Below are 23,263 nucleotides of genomic sequence, written 5' to 3'. Positions count from 1 at the left end.
GAATTAGATAACTCTTTGTTTTTTATAAAAACAGGAAGTATAAGAGTATGAGCTTCTGTACAATTCATTTTTAGTATATTGAAGAGGATTATACAACAAGAGGGGGACTGAACTTGGAATCAATGACCTTTGTTTTATTTGGAGCGACAGGGGACTTAGCGAAACGGAAAATTTACCCCGCGCTATATAACTTATATAGAGATCAAAAGCTTCCAAAGCAAATATCTGTTATCGGGCTTGGAAGACGTCAAGTATCTCATGAAGATTTTCAAGAAAGAATAAAAGAATCAATAGAGACGTTTTCTCGTCAGAGGGAAGAAGGTACTCCGGAACTGGAAGGTTTTTTAGATAATTTTCGCTATTGTCCATTAGATGTGAGTAAGCCGGAAGACTATGAGAGATTATTACAAGTCGTTCGTGAAAGGGAAGAAGAACTACATATAAAAGGTAATAGAATGTTCTATCTTTCAGTTGCTCCTGAATTTTTCGAGACGATTGCTTTAAATATTAAGGAAAGCGGACTTGATAAAACGGATGGATGGAAACGCCTGATGATTGAGAAACCGTTTGGGCACGACCTTACATCTGCTCGTGAGCTGAATGATAAGCTTAGTCGCACGTTTGAAGAAGACGAGATATACCGTATCGATCATTATTTAGGTAAACCGATGATTCAAAACCTTGAAGCGCTAGAATTTGCAAATCCTGTTCTCCAGTCGATTTGGAATAAAGAACATATAGCGAATGTACAAATTACAGCTAGTGAAACGGTTGGGGTTGAAGAAAGAGCTGGATATTATGATCACGCAGGAGCCATTCGAGATATGGTTCAAAATCATATGTTACAAATATTAATGATGACTGCTATGAATCTGCCGGAAAAGGTTAATGCGTGTGAAATTCGAGAGGAAAAACGAAAGGTAATGGAGACGCTTCGTAAAGTGAAAAAAGAAGACGTTCAAAACCATATCGTTCGCGGTCAATACGCTTCAGGAGAGATAAAAGGTGGGCAAGTTGTAGCATATAAAGAGGAACCAGGAGTAAATCCTTCTTCTAACATAGACACATTTGTTGCTGCTCGCTTGTGGATCGATAATCCGTTTTGGACTGGCGTTCCATTTTATATACGAACAGGAAAACGAATGAAAGAAAAGTCTACTCGTATTGTAATCGAATTTAAAAATACGTTAAAACAGCAATATCAAGATAATAATCCAAATGCAGAACCTAACTTATTAATAATTGAAATTAGCCCAGGTGAGAATGTTTCATTACAGTTAAATAGTAAAAATCCATTGAAAAATGGAGAAATTGAACCGATGCGTATTAACTTTACTTGTGAGCAAGCGGATGTGGGAGTACCTGAAGCGTATGAAAGACTCATTCATGATGCTGTGAGTGGAGACGCTACATTCTTTGCACATTGGAGAGAAGTTGAATTGTCATGGGAATGGGTACAACCAATTCTTGAAGCGTTCGAGGAAAACTTATTACCGCTTCATGAATATGAGTCTGGTTCATATGGTCCAGAAGCGTCTAATGAACTGTTGCAAGAAAGTGGATTTAAATGGTGGTTAGATCAAGAGACGGAAAAATAAGTACTTTCTTTCATGAAAGCATTTAGGGGGACGATTACTATGACACAAAACATAAATCAATTAGCAGTGAATACACTTCGTACGTTATCGATTGATGCTATTAATGCGGCAAACTCAGGTCATCCAGGTCTTCCGATGGGAGCAGCACCAATGGCTTATGCATTATGGGCGAATCATTTAAATTACAATCCTAATCACCCAGAATGGTTTAACCGTGATCGTTTCGTTTTATCGGCGGGACATGGATCTAGTTTGTTATATAGCCTACTTCATTTAGCTGGATATGACGTTTCAATTGATGACTTGAAAAACTTCAGAAAGTTAAATAGTAAAACACCAGGACATCCTGAGTTTGGTCATACTCCTGGAGTTGAAGCGACTACAGGCCCGTTAGGACAAGGGATTGCGAATGCTGTCGGAATGGCAATGGCAGAAGCGCATTTAGCAGCGAAGTTCAATAAGGATGGTCACTCTATTATAGATCACAATACGTACGCTTTAGTCGGAGATGGTGACTTAATGGAGGGTGTCGCTTATGAAGCAATGTCAATGGCAGGACATATGAAACTTGGCAAGTTAATTGTACTGTATGATTCAAATGAAATTTCACTTGATGGTGAATTAGGCATTGCTTTCTCTGAAGATATTCAGAAAAGGGCAGAATCTGTACATTGGCAATATGTAAGAGTTGAAGATGGAAACGATGTCGATGCTATTACAAAAGCTATTCAATCAGCGAAAGAAAATACGGATCAACCTACTCTTATAGAAATTAGAACTATTATAGGTTATGGAAGTCCAAAAGTTGCTGGAACGAACAAAGCACATGGTAATCCGCTTGGAGTAGAAGAGGCAACAGCGACAAAACAAGTGTATGGTTGGGGTTATGAGGAAGATTTCTTTGTACCTGAAGAAGTAAAAGCTCATTTTAATGAACTGAAACAAAAAGGTATTGAAAAAGAAAATGACTGGAATGAGCAGTTCAATTCATACAGAGAGTCGAACCCTGCACTAGCAGATGAATTAGAAAAAGCGATTACAGGTGATGTTTTAATTGAAGCGAAAGACATTCTATCCTTTGATATTGAAAAAACGATTTCCACTCGTGTTGCAAGTGGGGAAGCTATTAATCATTATGTGAAATCGATTCCTTCTATTTTCGGTGGAAGTGCAGATCTTTCTCATTCCACTATGACAGATATAAAAGGTGAAGCTGTGTACGCGGTAGAATCGTATGCTGGACGAAATATATACTTCGGTGTACGTGAACATGCAATGGGCGCGGCAGCGAATGGACTGGCTCTCCATGGAGGAGTAAAACCTTTCGTAAGTACATTCTTTGTATTTAATGATTACCTTCGTCCATCGATTCGACTGGCTGCACTGCAAAATTTACCTGTTACTTACGTATTTACACATGATTCGATTGCTGTAGGAGAAGATGGTCCAACGCATGAACCAATTGAACAATTGGCAGCGCTTCGAGCAATTCCTGGTCTAACAGTTATCCGTCCGTCAGATGCAAATGAAACAGCAAGTGCTTGGGCGTATGCTTTACAGCAAACGGATGGTCCAGTCGTTTTAGTACTGAGCCGTCAAAATTTACCGGTGTTTAATGAAACGAAAGCGAACATAGAGAATCTCTCTAAAGGAGCTTACGTATTAACACAAACGAATGAAAATCCGGATGTAATTTTAATTGCGACAGGTTCTGAAGTATCCTTAGCTACTAGTGCGAAAGCAAAATTAGAAGAAGATCAAGTTTCTGTTCGCATCGTTGCAATGCCGAGCTGGGAGTTATTCGATCGCCAATCGAACGAATATAAAGAATCCGTTCTTCCGTCTTCTATAACGAAACGAGTATCTCTTGAAATGGGTGTATCTCTAGGTTGGGAACGTTATGTAGGACAAGAAGGAAAAGTACTATCAATTGAAACATTTGGAGCTTCAGGAACTGGAGCTGAAGTCATGAATCTATTTGGATTTACGACAGAAAATGTTGTTCAAATTACAAAAAATGTGTTGAATTCTTAAGCTATGACTGTGAATACCTTTCTGTACATACTAACATTTCAGTGCTGAAAGGTATTCCAGATTGTAGTGATATGGATTTTTAATAAAAGATGATTTGAGGAGGAATTATATTATGCAAGTAGGATTAATTGGGTTAGGTAAAATGGGATTAAATTTAGGGAAAAATTTAATGGATCATAAACATGAAGTAGTAGCATTTGATTTAAATACGAGCGCAGTAGAAGAAATGAAAGAGTACGGGGCAACGGGTACATCTAGTTTAAGTGAACTTGTTCAGTCATTACAATCACCAAGAATTCTTTGGGTAATGGTACCACACGCTGTTGTTGATTCTGTTATTGATGAGGTTACACCACTTTTATCAAAAAGAGATATTTTAATTGAAGCAGGTAATTCACATTATAAAGAGTCTATCCGCCGATATGAGCAATTAAAGAAAGATGGCATTCACTTTATGGATGCAGGAACTTCTGGCGGAATGGAAGGCGCTCGTAATGGTGCTTGTTACATGATCGGAGGAGATCAAGAAGCTTGGGACATCGTTGAACCTATCTTCCGCGATACTGCTGTAGAAAATGGATTCTTATATGCTGGAAAAGCTGGTAGTGGTCACTTCTTAAAAATGGTTCATAACGGAATTGAATACGGTATGATGGCTGCTATTGGTGAAGGATTTGAGATTCTAGAGAAAAGTGAATTTGACTACGATTATGAAAAAGTATCAAGAGTATGGAACAACGGTTCAGTCATTCGTTCTTGGTTAATGGAATTAACAGAAAATGCATTTTCTAAAGATGCAAAACTGGATGAAATTAAGGGTGTTATGCATTCTTCTGGTGAAGGAAAATGGACAGTAGAAACAGCATTAGACCTTCAAACAGCAACTCCTGTTATCGCAATGTCTCTATTAATGCGCTACCGCTCATTAGACAATGATACATTTACAGGAAAAGTTGTAGCAGCTCTGCGCAATGAATTTGGCGGACATGCAGTAGAAAAGAAATAAAGTGAAACTTTAATAAGTAGGGGCTTTATTCCACATCAATCGGGCTTTTACGGGATAAGCATATTAAACATGTAACTCATCAACGTTTAAAAACTGGAGGGAATTGATCATGAAATTTTTTATTGATACTGCAAATCTTGAGGACATAAAAAAAGCATATAAACTTGGAGTTTTAGCTGGTGTTACAACGAATCCTTCTTTAGTAGCAAAAGAGGGCGTTAAGTTTGAAGACCGTATCGCAGAAATTTGTCAGGCAGTACCTAAAGTTGAGTCTGTTTCGGCAGAAGTAACGCCAGATGCTGTTACAGCTGAAGAAATGATTGCTCAAGCAGAAGAATTAATTAAAATTAACGGTGGCGATAAAAACGTCACGATAAAACTTCCAATGACGCTAGCAGGATTAGAAGCTTGTCGCTATCTTACTGAAAAAGGTGTGAAAACGAACGTTACACTTATTTTCACTGTGAACCAAGCACTTTTAGCTGCTCGAGCAGGTGCAACGTACGTTTCTCCATTTTTAGGACGTTTAGATGATATTTCTGAAGATGGTGTACTATTAGTTGCTAAAATTGCTGAATTATTCGATGTTCATCAATTAGATACACAAATTATTGCGGCTTCTGTCAGACATCCAGATCATGTAACTCGTGTAGCGATGGCAGGTGCTCACATTGCAACAATCCCTTATAAAGTAATCGAGCAACTTGCTATGCACCCATTAACAGACCAAGGTATTGAGAAATTTGCTGCGGATTGGGCGAAAGCTCCTAAATTATAATGCATGAAAGTGAATGTGCTTTCCGAAAATTGCTTTTCATGAGAGGACAAATCCTAAGTAACTTCATCGTTTAAACTGGATCCTGATTTTGTAGTCTTACTACGTGAAAAAAGCAGAGATGAAAGTGTCATTCACTTTTAAAAAAGGAAAAATTGATCGCGCGAAGCGTTTATCACAATAACATTATAATTATGAAAGAGAAATCCCCTTATTAGAGAGATGAGTTATAGTGTATCTCTAATAAGGGAGATTCTTTTTATATAAATCATTATAATGTGAAGATGCTTTTAAACGTATAGCAATATGTAAAGGTATCTTTTACTCAAGTAAGAACTATATAGGTTCTTTTCATTATATAGTAATTATGAAAGGGTTTACATAAAGGGGGATTGAGTATGAATATGTACCTTTTAATTATTACATTATTATCAATTGTAATTGTTATTTTAGGGGTATCGTGGTGGAGATGGCATGCGTTTATTAGTTTAACGGTTGCAAGTTTGTTTTTAGCAATTATGTCTGGAATGCCAATGGATAAAATAGTGAGTGCTTATGAAACGGGAGTCGGAAGTGTTCTCGGGCATTTAGTAGGTATTTTAGTATTAGGTACAATTTTAGGGAAAATGATGGCAGAGTCAGGTGCTGGAATGCAGGTGGCAGAGTTCTTTATAAAATCCTTTGGGATAAAAAACTTACCATGGGCTATGTTAATTGCAGGTTTTATTATTGGAATCCCGGTGTTTTTTGAAGTAGGTATTTTAATATTACTACCGTTAGTAATTTCAATTCATAAAACAACGAAACAAAATATTTTATTGATAGCATTACCAGCAATTGCTGGGCTATCTGTCGTACACGGCCTTGTTCCTCCGCATCCAGGGGCAATTGTAGCAATTGGTATTTATAAAGCGAATCTTGGGAAGGTACTATTGTATTCACTCATTATTACATTTTTTGCAGCGATTATTGCAGGTCCTATATTTGCGAAATGGATTCACAAACGTGTAATTCCTGAAAATGAGCCAGAATTGATTCGTGTAAATACAAAATCAACGAAATTACCAGGAATAGGAGTTTCATTTTTAGTTATTTTGTTACCTGTTATGTTAATGGTTTTAGCTGCAGCAGCTCCTTATGTGCCTCTTTCTACTACTTTGATGAAGACTGTCACATTAATCGGTAGTCCTATCATCGCACTATTGATTGCATGTTTTGCAGCGTTTTATTTTCTTGGATTTCGCCAAGGTATCGATAAAAAGGCTATTAAGAAGGTAACAGAAGATAGCTTATTACCAATCGGTTCAATTGTTGCGATTATTGGTGCTGGCGGGGGATTTAAGCAAATTCTTATCGATAGTGGCGTAGGGAATGCTATTGCTCAAATGTCTGAGCATTTAGCTCTATCCCCAATTGTATTAGCATTTATAGTAGCAGGATTAATTCGAATTGCGACAGGGTCAGCGACAGTCGCTTTAACAACAGCAGCGGGTATCGTTTCGCCAATCGTTGAAAATACGACAGGTGTGAATTTAGAGTTACTCGTTATTGCAACAGGTGCAGGAGCACTTATGTTTTCACACGTAAACGATGCTGGTTTTTGGATGGTAAAAGAATACCTAGGGTTAACAGTGAAAGAAACATTTAAAACATGGACTGTATTAGAAACGTTACTTTCATTTATCGCTTTTGGAGGAGTTTTACTACTCGATATGTTTGTTTAAGATAAAGATGTTTCTATTTAGATAATTGTGGCATACAACGTTATCAATAGATAAAAGGTATGTATTTTTATGGTGGGATACTGTAACAATTTTTTGTTAGGAGGAAGAAATGGTGAGCTCAAAATATATGGTTGGTGTAGACATTGGGACAACTAGTACAAAATCAGTTCTATTTTCTACTGATGGATCTGTTATTGCTAGTCATGGAATTGAATATCCTTTATATTCTCCTACGCCTGAAACAGCGGAACAAGACCCAGAAGAAATTTTTCGTGCAGTAATACATACGATTAAAGAAACTGTACGATCAAGTAGTGTACAGCCAAGTGATATTCTTTGTGTCTCTTTTAGTTCGGCAATGCATAGTATCATTGCCGTAGATGAAAAGGGAGAGCCGTTAACGAGATGTATCACTTGGGCAGATAATAGAAGTGCAAGCTGGGCGGAGAAAATAAAGAATGATATGAATGGTCATGAAATTTACCTTCGTACTGGGACACCAATTCATCCGATGTCACCACTTTCGAAATTAGTTTGGTTACAGAATGAGCAGGCAGAGTTATTCGCAAAAAGTTATAAATTCATTTCTATTAAAGAATATGTTTTTTACAAGTTATATAAAGAGTATGTAATTGATTATTCTATAGCGTCAGCAACAGGGATGTTTAATTTGAAATCTTTAAAATGGGATGAAGAGGCTTTACATGTTGCGGGAATTACAGATGAAAAGCTTTCTAAACTTGTTCCAACAACGCACAGTTTAACAGGATTAGATGAAGAGCTTGCCAAAGAGATGAATGTACTTGTTTCTACGCCTTTTGTAGTAGGAGCGAGTGATGGAGTACTATCTAATTTAGGTGTAAATGCAATAGATCCTGGCGTTGTGGCTGTTACAATTGGTACAAGCGGTGCGATACGTGCTGTAACAAATCGTCCTGTAACAGATCCAAAAGGTAGAATGTTTTGTTATGCGTTAACTGAAGACCATTGGGTAATCGGTGGACCAGTTAATAATGGCGGTATGATTTTCAGATGGGCTCGTGACCAATTGGGTACTTCAGAGATTGAGCTTGCAAAGCGTTTAGGGAAAGATCCATATGAAGTACTTACTGAAATAGCAGCAAAAGTGAATCCTGGATCTGACGGTTTATTGTTTCACCCGTATTTAGCAGGGGAAAGAGCTCCTTTATGGAATGCAAATGCACGAGGATCTTTCTTTGGACTCGGATTGCATCATAAGAAAGAACATCTGATCCGTGCTGTTTTAGAAGGAGTAATTTATAATTTATATACGGTTCTTCTCGCTTTAAAAGAGTTAATTGGCGAACCGAAAAAAATTCAAGCGACAGGCGGCTTTGCAAGGTCGGAACTTTGGAGACAGATGATGGCGGACATCTTCCATCAAGACGTATATGTTCCGGAAAGTTTCGAAAGCTCTTGCTTAGGAGCTGCAATCCTCGGTTTATATAGTTTAGGTGAAGTAGATACGTTGCATGTAGTTTCTGAAATGGTAGGTGCAGATTTCCATCATGAGCCAAACATGGAAAGTGTGGAAAAATATAAAGATTTAACGCCAATCTATATCCGTCTGTCCCGTCAATTGGAAGAAGAATATGAAAGTATAGCAGCGTATCAAAAAAAGTGGGTTTAAAAGCTATTTACCAAGAAAATATGGTAACGTATAAAGAGGTACTCCGATTTTTTAGGATACTCTTTCAACATAAAATATTTTAAGAAGCATGATGAACGAAAAATATAGGGAGAGAGGGTTATGAAAATGAAGGATAACAAAGAGTTTATTGGATATGTTGGAACTTACACGAAAGAAAATAGCGAAGGAATATATAAATTTACGCTAGATGTAGAAGCAAAAAAAATTAGTAATGTAACACTTGCCGCTAAGCTGGATAACCCTACATATGTAACGATTAACCGAAATAATGAATATCTCTATTCCGTTGTTAAGGAAGGCGAATCTGGCGGTGTAGCTGCGTATTCCATTGATAGTCATACTGGAGAACTAAAAGCGAAAAATAGACAAGTAGTAGAAGGTGCTTCTCCTTGTCATATTAGTGTTGATAGTGGAAATCATACAGTAGTTACAGCGAATTACCATAAAGGAACGATTGAGTCTTTTGAAATAAATGAAGAAAATGGAACTGTAAATCCTGCTTCATCTATTATGGCACATGAAGGTTCAGGTCCGAATAAAGAAAGACAAGAAAAACCACATGCACATTACGCGGGGTACACTCCTGATGAAAAATATGTAGTGGGCGTTGATTTAGGGATAGATAAAATAATTACGTATGAAGTAAAAGATAGTACATTAACAGAAGTGAATCGTTTATCTGTAAATCCAGGAAGTGGTCCAAGACATATTACTTTTCATCCGAATGGAAAGTATGCATATGTGATGACGGAGCTTAGTTCAGAGGTTATTGTGTTAACCTATAATCCTGCAGAAGGATCCTTTACAGAATTACAGTATATTTCTACTGTTCCAGAAGAGTTTGATGAAAATAATCAAGGAAGTGCGATTCATATTTCTTCTGACGGCCGTTTTGTATATGCAGGTAATCGTGGTCATAATAGTATCGCTGTTTATAGCGTAGATCAAAGTTCAGGTCAGCTTACATTTGTTGAACACACATCTACAGAAGGAAATTGGCCAAGAGACTTTGTATTAGATCCTACTGAAAAGTTCCTTGTTGCTACAAATGAAAAGTCACATAATCTTGTGTTATTTTCAAGAGATGAATCTACAGGTAAGTTAACACTTTTACAATCTGATGTTGCTGTGCCAGAGCCTGTTTGTGTGAAGTTTTTAAATATATAATTTCAGATGCCTAAACAAAAGCAAAGCGATATCGCTTTGCTTTTTATTGTTTCTTTTTTGGCCTACGTACTAATTCGCCGCCGCAGTTTGGACAAACGTTATGTCTTTCTTCTGTACATGGTGCGCAAAATGTACATTCATATACACAAATGTATGCTTCAGAATTTTGTTCGAGCGATTGATCGCAAATTTGACAGTTTGTTTTCATTTCTAGTGCCATAATAAGTCTCCTTTTTAGTTAGAAAATTTATAATTTAATTATAATTCATTAAATAGAAATAGTCCTTTTCAATTGAAAGGAAATCGAATGATAAAGTTATGAATTGAAACGAAAGATGCTGGTTTATTTTAAAATTGATTATTTATTACAGTTGGAATATTATGAAATAGTCAAAAGACAACAGGGGGTATAGATTTTGACTAATCATAACGATCATTTAAAAGCAAACTGCGAAAAATGCTTCGGTCTATGTTGCGTTGCATTACCGTTTGCAGCATCGGTAGATTTTGCAGTGAATAAAGATGGTGGTAAACCATGTTCCAACTTACAATCAGATTTTAAATGTAGTATACATAAAAATCTTAGAGGAAAAGGTTATAAAGGTTGTACAGTATTTGAATGTTTCGGTGCTGGGCAGAAGATTTCTCAGGGTACGTTTAAAGGGATTGATTGGAGGGAAGATGCAAAGCATGCAAGAAAAATGTACGATGCTTTTCCGGTTATGCATCAACTTCATGAAATGCTTTGGTATTTGAATGAAGCGATTCTTTTAAAGGCAACACAGCCAATTCATAAAGAGCTGGAGACCGCAATTGAGGAGACAGAGCGACTTTCGAATTTAAATCCAGATGAGTTAATGAAAATAAATGTTCCAATGCATAGGGCAGAGGTGAACATTCTTCTTTTAGAAACGAGCGAATTAGTATGGAAGGAAATGAATACTGCGCGTAAGAAACGAATCATTCACCGCGGAGCAGACCTTATGGGAGCGAATCTGAAAAAGAAAAATTTACAAGGTGCAAATTTAAGAGGAGCTTACTTAATTGCGGTTAACTTAAATGGTGCAGATTTAAGAGGAGCAGATCTCATCGGAGCAGATTTGCGAGATGCAGATATTCGCGGGGCTGATTTTACTAATAGTATTTTTCTGACGCAAGTTCAAGTTAATGCTGCTAGAGGGGACAAACATACGAAATTACCGAAATTATTGTCTCGTCCATCGCATTGGAGTGCGTAAAGAGTGAGGAGTATTTAGTGTGGATATATTTCAGTATTTAGAAGAGATGCAAGAGGATGTCTTTTCGCTAGCAGTAGAGCAAATAGAAGCGAAGTATTATGATATTTGTTGCATGTTGGCGTCTACAGAATATGCAGAACGAATTAAAGTAATTGATGTAGAGTCATATAAGGTAAGTATTCGAGTAGGTTTGGATGCAGCTGTAGAAATGGCTACTAATGAAGAAGCAAAAGCGATTTATTTTGAGTATGACCTTGATAACGAGTGGACTAGTCAGTTTTATATTTGTGAGGAGTATGCTCCACTTGAAGAAGAGGATGATGATTGGGCTTCTGAATGGACATATGATGTTGAGGGACCGGAGTCTGTAGAATTAGCGGATATGTATAATGAAAATGGCTTTGACACAAGTGAAAAAGCAATTGGTATCACTTTATATTTAATTGCTAAAACGCTGTGTAGTTTTATAAGTGTACGTAGTGAAGTGCAAAATAATATACCGATTTGTATTGGTTTTCACGACCAAGATCCAATAATGCGAACAGGCAGAGACTAAGAATCTCTGCTTGCTTTTTATTTCTTTTCAAAAGTAGTAATTAAAACGCTACATATAATAAGAATACCACCAATAAAAAAGTTACTATTTAATGTTTCATTTAATAAGAGCCAACCAAGTAACGATCCAACGATAGGTTGGAAGAAGAAAAATAAGGAACCTATGCTTGCATCCAGTAATTCTAATCCTTTATTCCAAAGGAAAAAGGCACCTGCTGTTGAGACGATTCCTAAGTATAATACGCCTAATATTACGTACGTATTTACTGTTCCGATAGAGGATGTTTGTAGTTCCCATATCATAAAAGGTGTAATAAAAAAGAGTGAAAAGAATATGGCATACGTTGTAATAACTAAAGATGAAAATCGAGCTGAAGCGGTTTTTACATAAATAGATAGTAAAGCCCACGTAATAGCGGCTCCAACTAAAATGATTGTTCCAATAAAATAGGAGCCAATTTCAATATCCCATCCGATTACGATAATGACACCGATTGTCGCTATTATAGTAGATAAAAGTCTACGAGCAGTTAGTTTTTCTTTCAAAATGAGCGCTGCAAATATAACCATAAATGCAGGTGTAGCTGATGTAACTAACGAGCCTGTATGAGCGTCGGATAATTTTGTTCCGATAAATTGGCATGTGATCGAAATGAAATAGCCGATAAATCCAATCCAAGCGAATAGGAGCCAATCTTTTTTGCGAATGGTTACTTTTTTCTTTTGCTTTTTCTCAGCTAGTTTCAAAATGCCATATAAAACAACAAAAGCGATAATAAAGCGTAGCCAAACGAGTGTTAGTGGTGGAATGAAATCGAGTACGTATTTGCTAACAACATACATACCGCCCCATATACTTGCTGCTAGTGATAAGCATATAGCTCCTAAAATTGTTTGTTTCATTTGAAGTACCTCCGTCTATTTTTAGGGTAATATGAGTTCCCTAAGACGAGGCATAGTGTATGTGTTATAAGCCCGTCTTAGTTTATAGACGGCCTACAGGTTGATCGTTTTCGAATGAAGTGTTGTAGTACATGAGTGCATTCCTCCTCTTTAAGTTATAATGATATTATAACTTAATTTTCTGATTATTGGAGGTTGTTATGAAATATATCGTTATAAAATCACATGTTAGCAATTATCCTAATCCAATTCGCTTAGAAGAGGGGGATGTAGTGAAAATGATAGAGAGTTACGCTGGTCCGGAAAACTGGGAAAACTGGATGTTTTGTCACGAAGAGAAGTATAACCGGAAAGGATGGGTTCCGGAGCAAATTATAAGAAAAGATATGAATGGAACAGGAATTATTATAAAACAATATACTGCGAAAGAATTAAATGTGAGTATTGGAGAAAGATTGATCGGATTAGAAGAATTGAATGGATGGGTTTGGTGCGAAGGAAGAGATGGTGAGAAGGGCTGGGTACCAAAGGAAAACTTACAAAAATATTAATAATAATATTTGATCAATAATTAGGAAACATATTTTTGCTTATGAGTATATTGGTTGTAGGATAAAAAGTAGATTAATAGAGAAAGAGGAGGAGATTATTATAACTACAACCGTTATTTCACATTTTTACAATGAAGAGTATTTATTGCCATGGTGGCTTATGCATCATACGAAACTTTTTGATCATGGTATTTTAATTAATAAAGGTTCAACAGATCGTTCCGTTGAGATTTGTAAAAAATTCGCACCGCATTGGGAGGTGCGAGATTCTGTAAATCCAGAGTTTGATGCATATGCGACAGATCATGAAGTGATGAGGATAGAACAAGAAGTACAAGGATGGAAAATGATTTTAAATACGACTGAGTTTCTTTGCGTGCAAGATAAAAATCAGTTTTGGAAATCGCTAAATGAATTGGGGGGGAGGATGTATTGGCTGGACGGGCTTATTATGGTTGATGATCCTAACTACAACTATCCTGACCTTAACTTTGGAATACCTTTAATGAAACAGCGATTTCATGGTTATTTACCAGAAGATTGGCCGTTATGGAGAAGAGGTAGATTTATTCATAATCATGAGCATGGAAGTTATACGGTTGGAAGACATTTATCTGCGCATGAATCGATGATTTATCCACCTCTTGCTTGTATATTATGGTTTGGATTTAGTCCGTGGAACGATGTGATGAGAAAGAGAAAGTTACAAATTGGTCCGACTCTTTCTGAAGCTAGTAAGCATGGGGGAATGGGGACGCACCATATTATTACGCCGGAAAGATTAGAAGAATGGTATAAGGAATTAGCGAGAGGAACGAAGGATTTACGTTTTAGTGACGTATATCGTTATGTTTTTGTATAAATGATTCCCACCATAAAATTGTTTCTTCTATTCCTGTATTTAAATCGTATGTTGGTTTCCAGTTTACTTCAGTTTTTAAACGTTCTACACTAACGCCGACGAATAAAGGTTCATCCTTAGAGAAAGGAATCGCGTCTAGTTTAATTAAATGTTCTTTTCCTATCTTTTTAGCGATGATAGAAGCTAGTTCTTTAATTTGTACAGATTGACCTGAAGCGATATTGATGGTGCCTGTAACGCCATGTTCTAATACTGTTACGAGAGCGTCAGCGACGTCACTCACATGGAGGAAATCTCTCGATTGTTTTCCATGTGTACATAGTGCTTCCTCATTTTTTAATAAGGAAGTGATAATGTTAGAAACGAGCCGATTACCTTGTTCGTGAGGTCCATACATATGAAAAATGCGGCCCCAACACATGCTGAGGCCTGTTTGTTGTGCATACGTTTCTAGCCAGGAGTGCAGTGCATTTTTACATAAAGAATACGGGGTTTTATAGGAAAGGAGCGGTGAATCTTCAAATAATACGCCGTTAAACCATTCGTACTCTGCGCCAGTACCTGCAACGACAACACGCTTTCCGCCGCATGTTGTGAAGTGTTGAATCAATGAAATACTAGACTTTAGCCAATAGTAATTATTAATAGATACATAGCATGCTGGTGGCACTGCTTCCCAAGCAAGGTGAATGAGATGGCTAGGCTGAACATCCGAAATGAATTGTTTTACTTCGTCATCGCGAAGCAAGTTTACTTTATGCCAATGGCAAGGGAGGTGAGAGGGTTTATTTTTATTATACGTGGCGTGCACTTCATATCCCTTTTGTATAAGTGAATGTACAACATATTTACCTATCCAGCCACTACCACCTGTTACAACAACTTTCTTCATGGCTCGATCACCTCAACTTCTGGAACCGTCACTAAAAATTTACCGCCCCATTCACGAATAAAAGAGCATTCTTTCATAATTTCGTCTTTCAAATTCCAAGGAAGTATGAAAATGTAATCCGGTTTTGTACGTTTAATTTCTGCTGGAGATTTTACTGGAATACGAGTTCCTGGTAAAAGGAGATTTTGTTTGTGAGGATTTTTATCTACTGTATAAGCTAGAAATTCTTTACCTATCCCGCAATAATTCAAAAGGGTGTTTCCTTTAGCTGGAGCACCGTAACCGATAATTTGTTTGTTTAAAACTTTCGCTTCAATAAAAAACTTTAAAATATTTATTTTCAATTGTTCGATGCGTTTAGAAAAAAGGAGATAGTAATCTAAAGTATCTAACCCGTGGTCGACTTCTTTTTGAATTAATTTTGTAACATTGGAATGGATAGTTGATTGGGCATTTAGATGGTTTACAAAAATCCGTAAGGAACCACCATGCGTTGAAAGTTCTTCTACATCAACAATTTGTAAATGATGATAACTTAAAACTTTTTGAAGGCTTATAAGTGAGAAGTAGGAGAAGTGTTCATGGTAGATGGTATCAAATTGGTTAAAGGATATAAGGTTTAATAAGTGCGGGAATTCAATTGTTATCGTGCCATCACGTTTTAATAGTGTTTTTAAACCAGCGACAAAATCATGCAAGTTCGGAACGTGTGCTAATACGTTATTTGCGACGATTAAATCAGCTTGTGGCAATTTTTTTGCTAAGTCATTACTGAAAAAATTTACATGAGTAGGAATTCCTTTTTTGATAGCAATTTCTGCTACGTTTTTCGCGGGTTCAATTCCCAATGTCTCGATATTTTCTTTTTTAAAGTATTGTAATAAGTACCCATCGTTACTTGCGATTTCAATCACTTTTGAATGTTTCGTTAAGTTGAAACGCTTAATCGCCATTTCTACGTATTGTTTAGCGTGTAGTAGCCAACTTGAGGAGTAAGAGCTGAAGTATAAATAGTTATGAAAAATATTTTGTGGGGATTCAAATTCATCTAGCTGTACGAGTAAACAAGAGTTACAAACAAATGTGTGCAGCGGATAAAAAGGTTCCATTTTATATGAGCTTTCAGGAGCTACAAATGAATTAGCAAGAGGGGAAACGCCCAAATCTAAAAAAGTGTTGGTTAGTAATGAGTGGCAAAAACGGCATTTTTTCTGTTCCATTTTATAGCCCCCTTATAAATTTTTGAATGCATCGATTTGTTGTCGTGTGAAAGATTCTATATTTTCACCAGATGCATATTTTTTGTACCAATCAACAGTCCAAGCGATAGCATCATCTGTTGATAACTTAGGAGTCCAGCCGAGTTTATTTACTGCTTTTGTACTGTCGAGTGTTAAAACAGGTGATTCATAAGGAGTATTTGTAGAGGAGGAAATGATTGTTAGTGGGTTATTCCATAATTTTATTACAGATTCAATGACATCATGAACGGTTCTGTTAGGTTCATTCATTGGGCCGAAATTCCACGCTTCTGCATATTTATCATCATTCCAAAGTTTCTCAGCTAAAAGGATATAGCCATGTAGAGGATCTAAAACATGTTGCCACGGACGGACGGCATATTTGTTTCGAATATACAAAGTATGATTGTGCAAATATGCCCGAATGATATCAGGGAATAATCGATCTTCTGCCCAATCACCACCGCCGATGACGTTACCAGCTCTGACTGAGGCGAGTTTCTGGGTATTAGTGCGGAAGAATGATTTTTGATAGGATGTTGCCACTATTTCAGCGCAAGCTTTACTAGCGCTATAAGGGTCGAAACCTCCTAGTCGGTCATTTTCCACGAACGCTCGGTCGCCACTACCGTCATTCTCATAACATTTATCGCTTGTCACATTAATAATGGCACGTACGCTTTCGACGGACTTTGCTGCTTCTAGCACGTGGACAGTACCTAAAACATTCGTTTTGAATGTATCGATAGGATTTTTGTATGAAGCGGTTACGATTGGCTGAGCTGCTAAATGAAATATTATGTCAGGTTTATGCTGCTTCATGGCATGAAATAAAGAATGGTAATCTGTAATATCGCCTTTCATTGTCGTGCACTCTTTTGCTACGTTACCTTGTTCAAAAATGTTAGGAATGGATGGGGGATGAGAAGAAAAGCCTACTACTTCTGCACCTAAAGAACTTAAGAAAAGGGTGAGCCAGGAGCCTTTAAATCCAGTATGTCCTGTAATAAATACTTTTTTCTTATTCCAAAAAGATGATGAAGCCATATTACCAAACCTTCCACGGAGCGCTATTACTTTCCCATAGCTCGACTAATTTATTTTTATCGCGCAATGTATCCATCGGATGCCAAAAACCAGAATGTTGATATGCGGTCAATTCATTTTTGTTTACTAACTGAACTAAAGTGTCTGTTTCAAAAACAGACTTATCTCCACTAATGTAATTGAAAACTTCAGGATTTAAAACGAAAAATCCACCGTTAACCCATCCGCCATCACCTAATGGTTTTTCTTGAAAAGATGTTACAGACTGTTTATCTAATATGAGAGAACCAAATCTACCAGGAGGTTGTACGGCAGTAACAGTAGCCATTTTTCCATGTTTTTTATGGAATGTAATAAGTTCTTTTATATTTACATTACTTAATCCATCACCATAAGTGAGGCAGAAAGGTTCGTCTCCGACATAATTTTGAATCTTTTTCACTCGGCCACCCGTTTCGGTATTTACACCAGTATCGATTAGTGTAACTTTCCATGGTTCTACACGATGAGAATGGCTAGTAATTGTATTATCGTTTAACTGTATTGTGAAATCAGACATGTGTAAGTTGTAATTTAGAAAGAACTCTTTAATTGCATATCCTTTATAGCCTAAGCAAATAATAAACTCAGTAATTCCGTAATGACTATACAAACTCATAATGTGCCATAGAATGGGTTTTGTTCCAATTTCAATCATAGGTTTCGGTTTTAAATGTGTTTCTTCCCCAATTCTTGTACCGTACCCACCAGCAAGAATAACAGCTTTCATTTTTTCCTCCTAAAATAAAAATTTATTATTTATACATTATTCATGTTTTATGCAAATGAGATTGTTTTTGATTAAGTGAATGAAAATGTTTGAGGTGATGACGATGCAGAAAGTATTACGGTTTGAATTTTGGGAATAATTCTTGATATTCAGGGTTATGACGGAGGTCTTGTGTTAGGTTACTAAGCTCTAAAAAACGTATGTCCAGTACTTCAGGAGATTGACCGTAATGTGTTTGAAGTCCCATTTGAACACCCCTTTTTGAAAGGGTAGGTGTAATTTGTAATTTTCTTGCCTTGGATTGTTCATTCCAAGGGCTAAAATAAAATTTTAAAATAAATGAAGGATAGTCATAAATTATATATCCGTGCCGCGAATGATGTCTACCAGGTAAATATGCACCGTCTAGATGATTGTGAATAAATCTCCAAGCACATCCGAGATTTGGGTTATAAGGGAAGACACCGTGGTATCGCTGTTCTACTAAGGGGATAGAATATCTAGGCTTTGAATAATTATAATTATGATTATCTATCATTAAAATCATTCTAATCGCATACATGTTTTGGCCTAGTGTATGAAGAGATGAAAAAAATTCTTCAGTATTATTACAACAAAAGAATTCAGTAGTATTTAAAACGATTTTCCAACCTGAAACTTCTCTTTCAATTTCCATCACTTCAATATCAGTATTAGTTGGATCAAACTCAAGAAATCTTGAATTTCGTACTTCCCAGTGGGGTGCTAATAGTTTACAAATCTCTACGGAACGATCTGTAGACCCTCTATTAATTAAAATGCCGTGATCGAATATTTTCGTGTGATGCATAAGCCACCATGGAAGTAGGTATTCTTCATTATAAAAATGAGAAATGATTGTCTTTTTCATATTAATTCCCTCCTATACAAGCAATCATTATTAGTAGGATATGCTTTTAAATAAGAAAGGTTAAAAGTGGCAGATAATGTAGTGATTAGGTAGTAGTTTAGTAATTTTATTGTATAAGTGTAGATTACTCGTATTGAATCATCATAGGAGGAGATTGGAATTTTGTATAAATTGTGAATAATAAACCGTCACGTTTGACTGTACAGTTTATGTATTGTATGATGTAAGTAATATAAACAAGGGGGGAAGATCGTTGGGAAGGTGTATCGAATCGGACAGTTGGCTCTCATGGCTCACGTGTCGAAACGAACGATTGATTATTATACGAATCTAGGTATCTTAAAAGCGGAGCGATCTCAATCTAATTATCGCTATTACGACGAAACAGCATTTGAGACATTACAATTTATTGAGAAGTGCAAAGAAATGCATATGCCGCTTTGTGAGATTAAAGAGAAAATCGAGGAGAAGAAGAAGCTGCTCGGTATCAATGAACACGTTTCGAAACAAGTGAATGAAGTGACAGACCATATTCATCGATTAGAAGTGGAGCTTACTGAGTTAAAACCGCTTTTAGATGAATTGACTGATTCACAACGTGAAAAAATATCGAAATCTTTATCAGGTCAAACGACAGCTTTAATACAGACACTTGCTCTATTATTATAGAATAAGTGAAATCCGACCTCTTTAATTTTTGTATCGGGCTATGTTTTCTAACAAACAAATAAGAAAACATTATAGTATACAGGAGGTGGACACCTTAGTTTTTTAACTAAGGGGATTCATTGGAAATATTTAATTTAGTCATGGTTGCGATTTTAATCGCATTTACTGGATTTTTCGTAGCAGCAGAGTTTGCGATTGTAAAGATACGTTCAAGCCGTATCGATCAGCTTGTTGCGGAAGGAAAACGCGGTGCTTTAGCAGCGAAAAAGGTAACAACAAATTTAGATGAATATTTATCTGCTTGTCAATTAGGTATTACAGTTACAGCTATGGGATTAGGTTGGTTAGGTGAACCGACAATTGAAAAGTTATTACACCCGTTATTTGAGAAATGGAACTTAAATCCTTCTATTTCATCAGTATTAACATTTGGTCTTGCTTTTATGATTATGACGTATTTACACGTTGTAGTAGGAGAATTAGCTCCAAAAACGATGGCAATTCAAAAGGCTGAAAGGGTAACGTTATTATTGGCAGGTCCATTAATGATGTTCTATAAAGTAATGTATCCATTTATTTGGGTATTGAACGGTTCAGCTCGTGTGATAACTGGTTTATTTGGTTTAAAGCCAGCTTCAGAACATGAAGTAGCTCATACAGAAGAAGAATTACGTCTTATCCTTTCAGATAGCTATGAAAGTGGCGAAATTAATCAAGCTGAATACAAGTATGTAAATAACATTTTTGAATTTGATAATCGTATTGCAAAAGAGATTATGGTACCGCGAACAGAAATCGTTGGTTTCTACCTGGAAGATTCAGTAGAAGAACACATGAAAGTAATCCAAAATGAGCGATACACACGTTATCCGATTTTTGGAGAAGATAAAGATGATATTATCGGTATGGTCAACGTAAAAGATTTCTTTATTCGATATATGACCGAGGATCAAAAAGATTTATCATCTATTCGCTCGTATATGCGTCCGATTATTGAAGTGATGGAAACGACTCCAATTCACGATTTATTACTTCAAATGCAGAAGAAGCGAATTCCGATGGCTGTTTTATATGATGAGTACGGAGGAACAGCTGGAATTGTAACGCTTGAAGATATCTTGGAGGAAATCGTCGGCGAAATTCGTGACGAATATGATGAAGATGAAGCACCACCAATTCAACATGTGAACGAGCAACATATTATTGTTGATGGAAAAGTGCTTATCTCAGAAGTGAAAGATTTATTTGGATTACACATCGAAGAAGATGATGTGGATACAATCGGTGGATGGATTATGATGCAAAATCATGAAATCGAAGAAGGACAACACGTTGAGGCGGAAGGTTATGAATTTAAAGTGTTAGAAAAAGACGCTTACCAAATTAAACGTGTTGAAATTCGTAAGATGGAACAAGAACAAGAAGAAGAGAAAGCAGCAACTGTGTAAGTTGCTGCTTTTCTTCTAAAGTACAAAAAATGAGAACTTAGGAGCGGATATTTTGATTCAAGAAGCCTTACGTGTATATCGATTACAATTGTATGTGATCTTTAGTGGTTTACTACTTATGTGGACGATTACTCCGTTTGGAAAACAAGTGACAGGGTTCGGTATTGGATTAGCAGTAAGTGCTTATTGTCTTTGGTTATTAGCTCGCAGAGTGGAGAAACTCGGGAAAAGTATCGTAATGAAGGAAAAGGCTCCTGGATTAGGAGTTTTAAACCGATTTGCAGCTGCTATTTTAGGAGCTATCATCATGTATGAAATTGAGCATGAAATGGAAATGTGGGCATTCGGTACAGGTATTTTAGGTGGTCACTTTTTAATGATTGCAAATTTAGCGTACGCAAATATGCAGTTAGTGAAAGAAGAAGAGAAGCAAAGAGAACATGCTTCGAAAAATATAGAGCTATGATGAAAAGGACCTAATCAGGTTCCTTTTTTAGTTTAGCGATATGATACAAGTAATCAAATTAATGACAAATATAATACGCTTCTTTTTTGTGTTTTTCAATAGTATGAAAAATAATAAAAAAATTTTAAAAAACCCATCGATTTCTAAAGGTTATGTATGTTATTATGACAAAAGACTTTTTGAAAGAGGTGGATACCAATGTTACAAGCGCTACTTATTTTTGTGCTTCAAATTATTTACGTTCCAATATTAACAATCCGTACGATTTTGCTTGTAAAGAATCAAACAAGATCCGCTGCTGGTGTTGGATTGTTAGAAGGAGCTATTTACATTGTCAGTTTAGGTATTGTGTTTCAAGATTTATCAAATTGGATGAACATCGTTGCCTATGTCATTGGCTTTAGTGCGGGACTGTTATTAGGCGGTTATATAGAGAATAAATTAGCAATTGGTTATATTACGTATCAAGTTAGTTTACTAGACCGTTGTAATGAATTAGTAGATGAGTTACGTCACTCTGGATTTGGCGTTACAGTATTTGAAGGCGAAGGTATTAATTCTATACGTTATCGCTTAGATATCGTCGCAAAGCGTTCTAGAGAGAAAGAGCTTTTAGAAATCATTAATGAAATTGCACCGAAAGCGTTTATGTCTTCGTATGAAATTCGCTCGTTTAAGGGTGGATATTTAACGAAGGCGATGAAGAAAAGAGCGTTAATGAAGAAGAAAGATGAACATGCATCGTAAAAAAGAGGAATAGTGATGCATTAAAAGCGCAGTATAAGTCTAAATGTAAAAGGGAGGAATCTATTTTGATGTAGATTCCTCTCTTTTTTTATGAAAAATATTCATCTGTTAATTCAAAAAAACTAAATCGTATAATTATGTTTTTTACTCATTCTCAAATTAATGATTAGCCATATAATTTGAAAAAATACCGGTATGATAAACGTGATTAATAAAACGATAAGTGATATTGATTTAATTTCAGGTGTTTGAATAACACCAGCACCATCAACATCTCGTAGCCAAATAATAGCGGCCCATATTCCAAAAACGATAATCCAAAATATGTTACCAATCCACCAAGAAATCCATCGTTTTTTCATGTTAGCATCCCCTACATTTATCTACTGTTAAAAGTATATTTTCTTTTGTTACATTTATAATGAAACAACTTTAAAATCAGTTTTTAACTGTATATCTAACTTGTTTGAAGGTTACTATTTCTCCATCATCATCATCGTCTTTCGTTTGTAAAAGTTGAACTTTTGGTTTGTAGTCCGTCCTATGAGCATGTTCGATATCTTTAATGTTAAGTTTGTAGGATTCACCATTTTTTAGTTTTTGTTCCAACACTTTTTTATTAGCAACATAAATAAAAGTTACTTTATTTTCATCAATGCCTTTAGTTTTAATTTCTAATTCATTGTCTTTTGCTGTAATCGTTGGTGTTAATAATTCCATACTGCCTTTCCCGCTTTCTAAAGAATTCTCTGCTATAGTTGAACATCCTGATAATATGATTCCAGTGAATAGAAGAACAGCTAATTTCTGTTTCATAACATCCCTCAATTCCATGTGATTTTTGATTTTTGTATTGCTAGATTACTAGTGCGGAGCGTAAATGTTTAGTTAGTACCCTCTTAATTGTACCATAATATGTAAAATGAAACAGGAGGTATATCCAATTTAAGGGAGAATGAAAAATTTACTGATTTTTGTAAATTCGTATGTTTTAGCTTCTATTTCAATCG

24 protein-coding genes are annotated in these 23,263 nt (G+C 36.1%); 15 read left to right on the top strand and 9 right to left on the bottom strand.

The annotated features are described in order from the left end of the window. The first annotated feature begins 113 nt into the window (after positions 1–113). The 7 genes from zwf (at position 114) to ACUN13_RS19005 (ending at position 9,976) form a co-directional block, all read left to right on the top strand. Positions 114–1,598 carry a glucose-6-phosphate dehydrogenase gene (gene zwf, locus ACUN13_RS19035; RefSeq protein ID WP_071731202.1) on the top strand — a complete coding sequence of 495 codons (1,485 nt, stop codon included), beginning with the start codon at positions 114–116 and terminating at the stop codon, positions 1,596–1,598. Between the two features lie 39 nt (positions 1,599–1,637). Continuing rightward, positions 1,638–3,632, top strand: coding sequence for a transketolase (tkt, locus tag ACUN13_RS19030; RefSeq protein ID WP_168410616.1), 1,995 nt, complete (start codon positions 1,638–1,640; stop codon positions 3,630–3,632). Between the two features lie 112 nt (positions 3,633–3,744). After that, positions 3,745–4,638: a phosphogluconate dehydrogenase (NAD(+)-dependent, decarboxylating) gene (gene gnd / locus ACUN13_RS19025; protein ID WP_445423902.1), complete on the top strand. Its 894-nt coding sequence runs from the start codon at positions 3,745–3,747 to the stop codon at positions 4,636–4,638. A gap of 109 nt (positions 4,639–4,747) precedes the next feature. Beyond that, entirely contained in the window at positions 4,748–5,416 is a 669-nt protein-coding gene (fsa, locus tag ACUN13_RS19020; RefSeq protein WP_000667692.1) for a fructose-6-phosphate aldolase, read from the top strand. Between the two features lie 395 nt (positions 5,417–5,811). Continuing rightward, positions 5,812–7,137 carry a gluconate permease GntP gene (gene gntP, locus ACUN13_RS19015; RefSeq protein ID WP_001057601.1) on the top strand — a complete coding sequence of 442 codons (1,326 nt, stop codon included), beginning with the start codon at positions 5,812–5,814 and terminating at the stop codon, positions 7,135–7,137. A 109-nt stretch (positions 7,138–7,246) separates the two neighbouring features. Then, positions 7,247–8,788, top strand: a complete 1,542-nt coding sequence (gntK, locus tag ACUN13_RS19010) for a gluconokinase (RefSeq protein ID WP_445423901.1) — start codon at positions 7,247–7,249, stop codon at positions 8,786–8,788. Positions 8,789–8,908: 120 nt separating this feature from the next. After that, positions 8,909–9,976, top strand: coding sequence for a lactonase family protein (locus tag ACUN13_RS19005; RefSeq protein ID WP_074047500.1), 1,068 nt, complete (start codon positions 8,909–8,911; stop codon positions 9,974–9,976). A gap of 43 nt (positions 9,977–10,019) precedes the next feature. Here ACUN13_RS19005 and ACUN13_RS19000 read toward each other — a convergent pair whose 3' ends face one another. After that, positions 10,020–10,196 (bottom strand): DUF1272 domain-containing protein, encoded by a 177-nt coding sequence (locus ACUN13_RS19000; protein ID WP_001162793.1) that lies wholly within the window; start codon positions 10,194–10,196, stop codon positions 10,020–10,022. Between the two features lie 196 nt (positions 10,197–10,392). Between ACUN13_RS19000 and ACUN13_RS18995 the strand changes: the two genes are divergently transcribed. Together ACUN13_RS18995 and ACUN13_RS18990 are read left to right on the top strand one after the other, a co-directional pair. After that, complete coding sequence (locus ACUN13_RS18995; RefSeq protein WP_445423900.1) at positions 10,393–11,214, top strand: pentapeptide repeat-containing protein; 822 nt, start codon at positions 10,393–10,395, stop codon at positions 11,212–11,214. 19 nt (positions 11,215–11,233) lie between these two features. Then, positions 11,234–11,770: a hypothetical protein gene (locus ACUN13_RS18990; RefSeq protein ID WP_000350943.1), complete on the top strand. Its 537-nt coding sequence runs from the start codon at positions 11,234–11,236 to the stop codon at positions 11,768–11,770. A gap of 17 nt (positions 11,771–11,787) precedes the next feature. On the opposite strand, the gene ACUN13_RS18985 is transcribed toward ACUN13_RS18990, so the two are convergent. Next, positions 11,788–12,672 (bottom strand): DMT family transporter, encoded by an 885-nt coding sequence (locus ACUN13_RS18985; protein WP_445423899.1) that lies wholly within the window; start codon positions 12,670–12,672, stop codon positions 11,788–11,790. A 200-nt stretch (positions 12,673–12,872) separates the two neighbouring features. Here ACUN13_RS18985 and ACUN13_RS18980 point away from each other — a divergent pair, with 200 nt between their 5' ends. Both ACUN13_RS18980 and ACUN13_RS18975 read left to right on the top strand, forming a co-directional pair. After that, positions 12,873–13,223, top strand: a complete 351-nt coding sequence (locus ACUN13_RS18980) for an SH3 domain-containing protein (RefSeq protein ID WP_000875289.1) — start codon at positions 12,873–12,875, stop codon at positions 13,221–13,223. 61 nt (positions 13,224–13,284) lie between these two features. Continuing rightward, on the top strand, positions 13,285–14,085 hold the full coding sequence (locus ACUN13_RS18975) for a glycosyltransferase family 2 protein (protein ID WP_075678122.1): 801 nt from the start codon (positions 13,285–13,287) through the stop codon (positions 14,083–14,085). Here ACUN13_RS18975 and ACUN13_RS18970 read toward each other — a convergent pair. The 5 genes from ACUN13_RS18970 to ACUN13_RS18950 form a co-directional block, all read right to left on the bottom strand. Continuing rightward, positions 14,054–14,977, bottom strand: coding sequence for an NAD-dependent epimerase/dehydratase family protein (locus ACUN13_RS18970; protein WP_445423898.1), 924 nt, complete (start codon positions 14,975–14,977; stop codon positions 14,054–14,056). The genes ACUN13_RS18975 and ACUN13_RS18970 overlap by 32 nt on opposite strands. Next, positions 14,974–16,197: a class I SAM-dependent methyltransferase gene (locus ACUN13_RS18965; RefSeq protein WP_000435779.1), complete on the bottom strand. Its 1,224-nt coding sequence runs from the start codon at positions 16,195–16,197 to the stop codon at positions 14,974–14,976. The genes ACUN13_RS18970 and ACUN13_RS18965 overlap by 4 nt, the downstream gene beginning before the upstream one ends. 12 nt (positions 16,198–16,209) lie before the next feature. Then, positions 16,210–17,265 (bottom strand): CDP-glucose 4,6-dehydratase, encoded by a 1,056-nt coding sequence (rfbG, locus tag ACUN13_RS18960; protein ID WP_000168659.1) that lies wholly within the window; start codon positions 17,263–17,265, stop codon positions 16,210–16,212. A 1-nt stretch (position 17,266) separates the two neighbouring features. Further along, on the bottom strand, positions 17,267–18,034 hold the full coding sequence (gene rfbF / locus ACUN13_RS18955; RefSeq protein ID WP_000648808.1) for a glucose-1-phosphate cytidylyltransferase: 768 nt from the start codon (positions 18,032–18,034) through the stop codon (positions 17,267–17,269). Positions 18,035–18,149: 115 nt separating this feature from the next. Further along, the gene (locus tag ACUN13_RS18950; RefSeq protein WP_000750973.1) at positions 18,150–18,923 is read right to left on the bottom strand and encodes a glycosyltransferase family 2 protein; all 774 of its coding nucleotides are present in this window, start codon (positions 18,921–18,923) and stop codon (positions 18,150–18,152) included. Between the two features lie 261 nt (positions 18,924–19,184). Between ACUN13_RS18950 and ACUN13_RS18945 the strand changes: the two genes are divergently transcribed. The 4 genes from ACUN13_RS18945 (at position 19,185) to ACUN13_RS18930 (ending at position 22,253) form a co-directional block, all read left to right on the top strand. Next, on the top strand, positions 19,185–19,592 hold the full coding sequence (locus tag ACUN13_RS18945) for a MerR family transcriptional regulator (RefSeq protein WP_000285639.1): 408 nt from the start codon (positions 19,185–19,187) through the stop codon (positions 19,590–19,592). A gap of 119 nt (positions 19,593–19,711) precedes the next feature. Beyond that, entirely contained in the window at positions 19,712–21,040 is a 1,329-nt protein-coding gene (locus tag ACUN13_RS18940) for a hemolysin family protein (RefSeq protein ID WP_000402258.1), read from the top strand. Between the two features lie 52 nt (positions 21,041–21,092). Further along, positions 21,093–21,506, top strand: a complete 414-nt coding sequence (locus ACUN13_RS18935; protein ID WP_000613876.1) for an ATP synthase subunit I — start codon at positions 21,093–21,095, stop codon at positions 21,504–21,506. Between the two features lie 198 nt (positions 21,507–21,704). Next, a complete protein-coding gene (locus ACUN13_RS18930; RefSeq protein WP_000938438.1) occupies positions 21,705–22,253 on the top strand; it encodes a DUF2179 domain-containing protein in 549 nt (182 codons plus the stop codon). Positions 22,254–22,375: 122 nt separating this feature from the next. Here ACUN13_RS18930 and ACUN13_RS18925 read toward each other — a convergent pair whose 3' ends face one another. Both ACUN13_RS18925 and ACUN13_RS18920 read right to left on the bottom strand, forming a co-directional pair. Beyond that, positions 22,376–22,615 (bottom strand): DUF3923 family protein, encoded by a 240-nt coding sequence (locus ACUN13_RS18925; protein WP_000747681.1) that lies wholly within the window; start codon positions 22,613–22,615, stop codon positions 22,376–22,378. 76 nt (positions 22,616–22,691) lie between these two features. Continuing rightward, positions 22,692–23,087: a hypothetical protein gene (locus ACUN13_RS18920; protein WP_002041528.1), complete on the bottom strand. Its 396-nt coding sequence runs from the start codon at positions 23,085–23,087 to the stop codon at positions 22,692–22,694. Positions 23,088–23,263: the final 176 nt, after the last annotated feature.

Source organism: Bacillus cereus group sp. Bce041 (genome assembly GCF_052646455.1).
This window is presented reverse-complemented; position numbering and strand designations above follow the sequence as displayed.

Excerpts from the sequence above, each read along its gene's own strand:
- tkt (WP_168410616.1), top strand. The coding sequence starts at position 1,638 with ATGACACAAAACATAAATCAATTAGCAGTGAATACACTTCGTACGTTA.
- gnd (WP_445423902.1), top strand. The coding sequence starts at position 3,745 with ATGCAAGTAGGATTAATTGGGTTAGGTAAAATGGGATTAAATTTAGGG.
- fsa (WP_000667692.1), top strand. The coding sequence starts at position 4,748 with ATGAAATTTTTTATTGATACTGCAAATCTTGAGGACATAAAAAAAGCA.
- gntP (WP_001057601.1), top strand. The coding sequence starts at position 5,812 with ATGAATATGTACCTTTTAATTATTACATTATTATCAATTGTAATTGTT.
- gntK (WP_445423901.1), top strand. The coding sequence starts at position 7,247 with ATGGTGAGCTCAAAATATATGGTTGGTGTAGACATTGGGACAACTAGT.
- ACUN13_RS19005 (WP_074047500.1), top strand. The coding sequence starts at position 8,909 with ATGAAAATGAAGGATAACAAAGAGTTTATTGGATATGTTGGAACTTAC.
- ACUN13_RS19000 (WP_001162793.1), bottom strand. The coding sequence starts at position 10,196 with ATGGCACTAGAAATGAAAACAAACTGTCAAATTTGCGATCAATCGCTC.
- ACUN13_RS18985 (WP_445423899.1), bottom strand. The coding sequence starts at position 12,672 with ATGAAACAAACAATTTTAGGAGCTATATGCTTATCACTAGCAGCAAGT.
- ACUN13_RS18980 (WP_000875289.1), top strand. The coding sequence starts at position 12,873 with ATGAAATATATCGTTATAAAATCACATGTTAGCAATTATCCTAATCCA.
- ACUN13_RS18970 (WP_445423898.1), bottom strand. The coding sequence starts at position 14,977 with ATGAAGAAAGTTGTTGTAACAGGTGGTAGTGGCTGGATAGGTAAATAT.
- ACUN13_RS18965 (WP_000435779.1), bottom strand. The coding sequence starts at position 16,197 with ATGGAACAGAAAAAATGCCGTTTTTGCCACTCATTACTAACCAACACT.
- rfbG (WP_000168659.1), bottom strand. The coding sequence starts at position 17,265 with ATGGCTTCATCATCTTTTTGGAATAAGAAAAAAGTATTTATTACAGGA.
- rfbF (WP_000648808.1), bottom strand. The coding sequence starts at position 18,034 with ATGAAAGCTGTTATTCTTGCTGGTGGGTACGGTACAAGAATTGGGGAA.
- ACUN13_RS18950 (WP_000750973.1), bottom strand. The coding sequence starts at position 18,923 with ATGAAAAAGACAATCATTTCTCATTTTTATAATGAAGAATACCTACTT.
- ACUN13_RS18930 (WP_000938438.1), top strand. The coding sequence starts at position 21,705 with ATGTTACAAGCGCTACTTATTTTTGTGCTTCAAATTATTTACGTTCCA.
- ACUN13_RS18925 (WP_000747681.1), bottom strand. The coding sequence starts at position 22,615 with ATGAAAAAACGATGGATTTCTTGGTGGATTGGTAACATATTTTGGATT.
- ACUN13_RS18920 (WP_002041528.1), bottom strand. The coding sequence starts at position 23,087 with ATGGAATTGAGGGATGTTATGAAACAGAAATTAGCTGTTCTTCTATTC.